This window comes from Polaribacter litoreus, assembly GCF_054584775.1.
The window spans coordinates 1-7,086 of record NZ_JBTLRD010000031.1; the positions used below are offsets into that span (position 1 = coordinate 1).

The following is a 7,086-nucleotide window of genomic DNA, read 5'->3' on the forward strand; positions in this document are numbered from 1 at the left end:
TAATGAGAAGAAAAAAGTCGATATTATATTATTCATTAATTACTCAATTTATTTCTCGTTTTTTATTAATGCCAACGGTCTAGTATATGAAACGTAACGTATAAATAGACGCCAACTTTTCGGATTAAACACAAGCCGAATTTTTATTTTTTATGTTTATCTTTTAATTTCTAAATATACAAAAATAAAAATTTGGTGGTCTTAATAAATAAGCAAAAACCTCTCGTAAAGCCTGTAATAGCTATGTTTTATATACATTGTTGTGCATAGTGCTTTTCACGTTCTGCTAGGTTTTCCGATGTTTGTTATTTACTTCGGATTGAGCGTTGGCGAGACATACTCTTTTACAGTTCTGGTGATGCTTGGATGATGCGACTGTAAATGTGTATGGCTTTTAGCGTTGGCTATTCGTGTTAATATAATATTCTTGGTCTAAACCTTTTTTTTCTTTTTTAATTAATTCAATTAAATCTAAAACTTTTGGCTCTTGTATATCGTCTATCTTAAAATTTATTCTTTGTTTATCATATCGTTCTCTATTTCCTTTTTTCAAATCAATTTTAATATTTTCAGGAATAAACAAGGACGCTTTTTCCGATAAGTGTTTCTTATATTCATTTATATAAATTCCAATTCCTGCGATATCGAAATCTCCAAAATGCATATAATTATTTGGAATAGATTTCATCCATTTTATAAAGTCTTTACTTTGGTTCTGTGGATAGCGTGATATGAATAAAGGATTGACTTTATTAAACAAGTATTTCTGTTTGTTAATTTGACTAAAATTTTTTGTATTCTCAACTCCAACAACTGTTACCTCTTTGGGAATTTTAAATGATTCATAGTCATAAATAAAAATAAAACTTCCTTTTTGAGGATTAATTATTATTTGTTTGTTGTTTAATTCAGCTGTTATAGAATTATAACTATTTACTAAAAATCCTTTAAAAGCTCTTTCATTTGAAATCTTTGAGTCTGTTGTGATTTTGGTTGATTCTGCACGCGTAGCATTTGGATTCTCTTTTAATGAAATATAGCTATATACATCAGTAATCTGTAATTGATTTGCAAGAAATGTATGCAGTCCTTTTTCATTGATTAACTCTAGCGACTTTTTATGCTTTCCTTTTCGATAAATAATATTTTCAGCAACTAAAACATCTATTAGATTACTTTTAGCCAAACTATTTGGAATTGATTCGCCATTGATTAGCTGTACTAACACTTTTGCTATTTTTAAGCTTAGCTTCATTAGTTAAGAACTTTAGTGTTTACTTTTTTAATCAATCTGTTAATTTTAGTAATGTATTTTTTAGAATTAGTTTTAGACTGTTCTTTGGCTAATTTATAAGTGTATTTATAATCTGTTGCATTTTGACTCGTTGGCGAACCATTGATGAGTAAAATATTTCTTTCGTTGGCAAATCTCAAAATTCCTTTTTGATTAGTAGGATGAAGTGTTCCTATTTCATCCATCATACAATGAAGCTTAAAATCTTTAAATTTCTTTGAAGCATCAATTTTAAAAACATTCAATAACGAAATATTAATCATTGCTTTAACTAAAATATCTGTGCCATTACTTCCTACATTAGAAAGCTTCTCCACCCAACCAGAGTCGTTATCGTTTTCTATGATTCTAAATTGTAGGTCAAAAGATTCGGATAGCGTTAAATTTGTATTTTTTGATTTCTCTAACTCTTTTACAAGTTGCTTCAGTAGGTCAACTGCTTTTTGATTTTTTGTGTTACTTTCTGAAGAGGTAAAAAGATTTGATTCTCCTAAAACTAAACTATTTTCATCATTAAACTCTTTTATCTTAATCAATAATTTTACGATGGGATTTGAACTTTCTAACGTTCTTATTTCCATTGTCTTGATAGCTTCTATAAAGTTTTTGCCTAGGAAATCATCATTTATTTTTTTAATTATTTTTTCAATTTCGCCTTGTTTAGAGTTCAGCTCTGTTGTTTCTCTGCCAATTAAATGAATTATGTGTGCAAACCTATCATTCACACGTTTTTCATATTCTTTAATTTTATCTTCTTCAATAAACTCTTTGAGCTCGAATGCAAAGCTTAGAAAATCGTCTTTTGTAATTAATTTTGTTTTGAAGCTAAAAATATTAGTTTCATTAAAGTTCCCATTAAATAAGTTAACAGCTTGTCTTAGTTCTTCATAAGTGCTTAGACTTTTTGAATGCTTATCAATAATTTCTTTGATTAATGTTGTGGCTTTCTTCTGTTCATCAAAATCAGCAATAGGTTCAGGAATTTCGTAATAGCTTTTAATATTTAGAAATGCATCTGAGAGCTTAAAACTTTCAAAATCCTTTAAGTCATTATCAAATTCATTAATTTGAATTTGTATTGACTTAACAAATTCTTCTTGTTTAGTCCATTTTGTGTTGACTTTATTCAGTTCAATTTTATGTTCATTGATTATTGTACTTTGTTTTTTCTCTAAACTTGCCTTATCAACTTTTAATTGAGGTACATTGTCAAAGAGTTCTCTTTTGTCTTTATTGTATTCTATAACAAGTGTTTCGTTCTCTTTTATGTACTCTAGGTCTGTTTTAATTTTGCTTAATCTACTTTCTATATGGCTAAGCCTTTTTGTATCAGCTCCTTTGTTTTCTAATTCAGAACTTTGCTCTTTCTTCAATTCTTGAATTCGATTATCAGATGCTGATTTTGCCTTTGAGATAGCACTATTTATTTCAGAAACTTTCTGATTCTTAGTTTCCTCTAAAACTTTAAGCTCTGTGTCTCTTTCTTTTTCTTTTAAGCTTTGTTTTCGATTTATTCCTTTCTTAATGTTTTTTAAAATTTCTTCAGCTTTTAATTTCTTTGATGCAATTTCATTTAAATCATCTTCTAATTTTTGAAAAACAGCTTCTTTTTCTGATTTTGCTTTTAAAATCCATTCCTCTAAATCAACCTTATTCTTTTTAAACTTCGCTTCGTTTTGAGAAATGGCATATTCGTTTTCTGCAATAGCCTCATTAAGTTCTTTTAGTTTTTTACCAAATTTAATCTTTAGCTTACTCAATCTAGTTTCTTTATTCGTACTAAGCTGTTGAATAGCATTTTGGATTTCATTAATCTCATCATTGTACACCTCAATTTCTTGCTGATATTCTTTTACGGATTTAATCCTGTTTTTTAATGTATTTAAGTTTAACTCTATGCCAAATAGAGTAGAGGAATTAGTATCTATCAATTTAGGATTCAATTCTGTGTTGAAGAGTACATTGTCTTCATCAATCACTTTGCCTATGGTACTTTGCCAATCACTAATGTTATCGTTTAACCAGCCATAAAGAGAAGATTTGCTTTGTTGAATTTTGTTTTCGATATTCTCAATTTTCAACCTTAGTTTTTTACTTTTTTCGTTTTCTCTTTCAACTGATAAATTATATGTGTTTTCAACTTCTTTTGTTTCTAATTCCCATTCTTTACGAATTGTTTTTGTTTCGTTTGTGGCATTTAGAATGATGTTTTTCGAGTTTGAGATTTTGTTACTAAGTGTTTTTTCATTGGCTTTAAATTTCTCAATTTCTGTTGAAAAAAAGGTTTTATGTTTTAATTCTGATTTGCTTCTCTTTAGGCTGTATTCATTTTCTTTTATTTGTTCTAAGTCATTAGTTGCCTTTTCTATCTCATCTTTGTTTTCGTCATTAATTTGATTTATTAATTTCTGGTAAGTATCAAATATTGAAGATTTATGCTCTCCAAAGTCACTTTTTATTTTGTTGATTTCTGCGTTTTGTGTATTTGTAAATTCCTGTTGTTGGTTTTGAATTTGGGAAATAAGAGCTTCAAATTTTTGATTGAGTTCTGTGAATTTAGCTGTTAGTAGATTTTTTTCTTCTCCTAAAGTCTTTCGCTCAATAGTTAAAGTTTCTTTCTTTGAAACTTTTAAAATTATGTCTTTAATATTTTGATTTTCGTATTCTGTTTGTTTCTGTTTAGCTTTAGCAAGCTCCTTTTTTATATAATCAATTTCAGAAATTAATTTTTGCTCTCTTGTTCGATGTGTTTTTACTAAGTTTTCTCTTTTTTTTGTTATAACATTTAATTCATTGTTTTCTTTGGAATAATTAGAATTTAAAATAGGTTTTTCGTTTTCTATAAAATTCATTCTAGTAGCTAACTGATAAGCTAATTCCTTTGTTTCTCTTTTGAGAAAATTGTAAGCTCTATATCGGTCAACTATTTTATCAGCTTGCTTTCTAACAACTATCTGTCCTTTTCTGTTTTCTTTAAACCAAATTTTAATATCATTAATTTGAGTTTCAAAGTCACGCAAATGATTTTTTGCATAATTCTCAATATCTATTATAAACTCCTCGTCATTTAAAGAATTTATGATAGTGTCTTTAATAAATTTTGCTTCAAGATTGGTGTTTAGAAGCACATTTTGAATAGTTCTTGGTATATTTTGGTACTGCTTACTTTCTGCTAGAGCATACTTTTTAAATTCAGGTTTTAAACCGCTATTGTCCCCATAAATGATTCTGCGATATTCGTCATAACTCTTTATGAGTTTGGTATAATAAATTTCTTTACCAAATGCATTTCGGATGCTGTCCCAACTTTCAAAAGCTTTATTGTTATTGTCAATAAATAATTCTCTGTTATAGGCAGAATTAAAAAATCGGAATGCAACTTTACCATTTACTTTATAGGCTAAAACACAAAAAGGGATGTTGTCTTTTAGTATTTCATAAACGATGTAAGAGTTCTGATACTGAAAGTAATAATCATCAAATCCTTTCTTTTGTTTCGGGATTCCAAGCTTTGTTTTATTAGCATTGTAAAAAAATAATATAGCACGAAGTAGTGTGCTTTTTCCTACGCCTTGCGTCCCAATTAAGTGAACATTTCCATCTAGTTCGATTTCAGCATATTGTACAGATGCACTATTTATAAAAACTATTTTATTCAGGTATCTCATTTTCTATTTCTTCGGGAATATTAATAGTTGTTATAATGTCTTTCAAATAATTAAAAGATGTAAGCACTTTGTAAGTTTCAGTTATCTCATTTTCTAAGGTTATGAAATTATCTTTTTCTAGTTTTTCAATTATTTTTTTTATGCGTTCAGAATTAGTTTTTTTATCTCCACTTACTTTTTTAAGCTTTTCCAATTTAGTTTTTAAATCAGCATTATTTTTTAATTGATTTACAATGTCAGATGGCGAAAACCTAAAGCCGACATCAAAAGAGGTATCGAAAGTTTTAAAAAAGTCCAGAATATCAATCCAATTAAAGGCTTTTTCTAGTTTTCTATCTAAGTCTGCATTATTTTCTTTTCGACTGAAATAATAATATTCGTTGCCTTGCTCTAAGATGTAATTAATTTGATAAAAAAATTCGTGTAAGTCTTCAAAAGTTTCCTCATCTTCTAAAACTTTGTAAAGTTTTTTAATGTCATCATCAGGACTATTTGAACAGATAAATTGTCCCTTGCGAAGCACGTTAAAAATTTCTGATGTATATTTTGTAATCATTAAAAGTTATCTTGAAAATACCATAGCATATTCAATGCCATTGGTGGTTTGGTAGTTATCTTGTATTTGTAATTCTTCTTCATACTGAGAAATGATTTGACAAAAAATAGTGACTCTTTCATTAAAATCTACTACTTTCAAAAAGTCATAATTTAAAATAAAATTGAATAAATTATCACTTGTTGCAATAAAACGATTTCTCACTTCTTCTAAATTTACCATTATTTCTTCTTCAACATTATTTTCTAAAGAGTCGTTAGAAATACTCTCTGCTATTTCTGGTTTAAAAAGTAGTCTGTCTCTATAATTTTTAGCAATTCTCTTAATTGAACTAAAAGCTCGCTCGTCTTCTCTAAGAAAGTCAATAGATAAGTTTATAGATTCATTAAGTTTTGTTTCAAAAATGACCTCATTTTTGTTTGAAACTATCTGTTTGATGTTAGTTTCTGCTTCTATAATAAAATTGTCTTTTAAGTATTTCAGTTTTCTTAACTTTTCTAAAAATCTTCCTTGTTGTTTTATTTGGTTTAGATAATCAATTATTTGTTTTTCTATTTCAATTAGGTTGTGTGAGCATTCTCCTAGCTGATTTTTTAGTTCAATAATGATTCTACCCAATTCTTCGTCTAGAGCTCTATTAAAAAAGGTAAGTTCTTCCTCATTAATAAGTAAAAGTGTTTGTTGTATCAAATTTGTTACTACTGTTCTTTTCTCATCAAGATTTTCTAATTTTAATTGTTTGTTTTTGTAATTCGATTCATTCTTAAAGGTATTCTCAATATTTCGTCTCAAATCCACCACACTTCTAAGTGTGATAAGTCCCATATTTCGAAAAGTTTTTTTAATAAATCGTAAGTAAGCGTATCTTCTGTTTTCGCTTGACTCATTTAAAAAGTAAACAATGTTTTCTTTTATGTTTTTTATATTTTCATCAATATATGAGAGGTTTATTTCTTCACTCACATACAGAACTTGCTCAAAAAACTCCAGAAATTGGCCATCAAGTTCCAAAAAATCTCCATTTTGTCTAATTACAGCTTTTTGAATTAATAAGTCAATACGACTTTCTTCATAATCAACAAGTTCTAAAGCATCATTTAATTTGTAGTCAATAGATTTCCTTTTGCTGAACATTTCAGATATTAGTTTTTCCTCTCTTTTTAAAGCGGTTACTAATTCTTTTATGTCATTGAAGGTGTTCATTTCTTTGGTTTCGAGCGTTGGCAAGAAACAGCTCTTTTATTTTTTTTAGCGTTGGCATTTCGCGTGGGCAAAAAAATAAATGTGCTGTTTGTGCGTTGGCGTTTTTAGTTCAAATGTTCAATTTTAGCACGATTTCCGCATTATGCACAACGTACGGGTTGTATGGTTAGTTACGTTAATTAAAGATACTATTTTCCTGATAATTACTAAAAAAAAAATCGCGAAAAAAAATTTCGCAAGAAGTCAATTAGCAGTAATTAATTATACAGCAGGTTAGTATTCGTTGATTAGAAATAGCCTGATTAGTTTCCCAAAAAAGCCGATTAAAATTGTTTTTTTTTCTTCTTCACAAAAATGGGATTTAG

General features: G+C 28.0%; 4 protein-coding genes. All 4 read right to left on the reverse strand.

From position 1 onward, the window contains the following. Window positions 1-394 precede the first annotated feature (394 nt). The 4 genes from ACW9UN_RS16525 to ACW9UN_RS16540 are packed head-to-tail and all read right to left on the reverse strand — an operon-like array spanning window position 395 to window position 6,721. Window positions 395-1,255 (reverse strand): DUF7281 domain-containing protein, encoded by an 861-nt coding sequence (locus tag ACW9UN_RS16525; protein ID WP_459487473.1) that lies wholly within the window; start codon window positions 1,253-1,255, stop codon window positions 395-397. Beyond that, window positions 1,255-4,962, reverse strand: coding sequence for an ATP-binding protein (locus ACW9UN_RS16530; RefSeq protein ID WP_459487475.1), 3,708 nt, complete (start codon window positions 4,960-4,962; stop codon window positions 1,255-1,257). Before ACW9UN_RS16530 ends, ACW9UN_RS16525 begins: the two co-directional genes overlap by 1 nt. Then, window positions 4,946-5,518 carry a condensin complex protein MksE gene (locus ACW9UN_RS16535; RefSeq protein WP_459487476.1) on the reverse strand — a complete coding sequence of 191 codons (573 nt, stop codon included), beginning with the start codon at window positions 5,516-5,518 and terminating at the stop codon, window positions 4,946-4,948. The genes ACW9UN_RS16530 and ACW9UN_RS16535 overlap by 17 nt, the downstream gene beginning before the upstream one ends. A gap of 6 nt (window positions 5,519-5,524) precedes the next feature. Further along, window positions 5,525-6,721 carry a hypothetical protein gene (locus ACW9UN_RS16540; RefSeq protein WP_459487477.1) on the reverse strand — a complete coding sequence of 399 codons (1,197 nt, stop codon included), beginning with the start codon at window positions 6,719-6,721 and terminating at the stop codon, window positions 5,525-5,527. Window positions 6,722-7,086: the final 365 nt, after the last annotated feature.

What these genes read in the sequence shown, in the direction of transcription:
- ACW9UN_RS16540 (WP_459487477.1), bottom strand. Translation starts at nt 6,721, where the DNA reads ATGAACACCTTCAATGACATAAAAGAATTAGTAACCGCTTTAAAAAGA.
- ACW9UN_RS16525 (WP_459487473.1), bottom strand. Translation starts at nt 1,255, where the DNA reads ATGAAGCTAAGCTTAAAAATAGCAAAAGTGTTAGTACAGCTAATCAAT.
- ACW9UN_RS16535 (WP_459487476.1), bottom strand. Translation starts at nt 5,518, where the DNA reads ATGATTACAAAATATACATCAGAAATTTTTAACGTGCTTCGCAAGGGA.
- ACW9UN_RS16530 (WP_459487475.1), bottom strand. Translation starts at nt 4,962, where the DNA reads ATGAGATACCTGAATAAAATAGTTTTTATAAATAGTGCATCTGTACAA.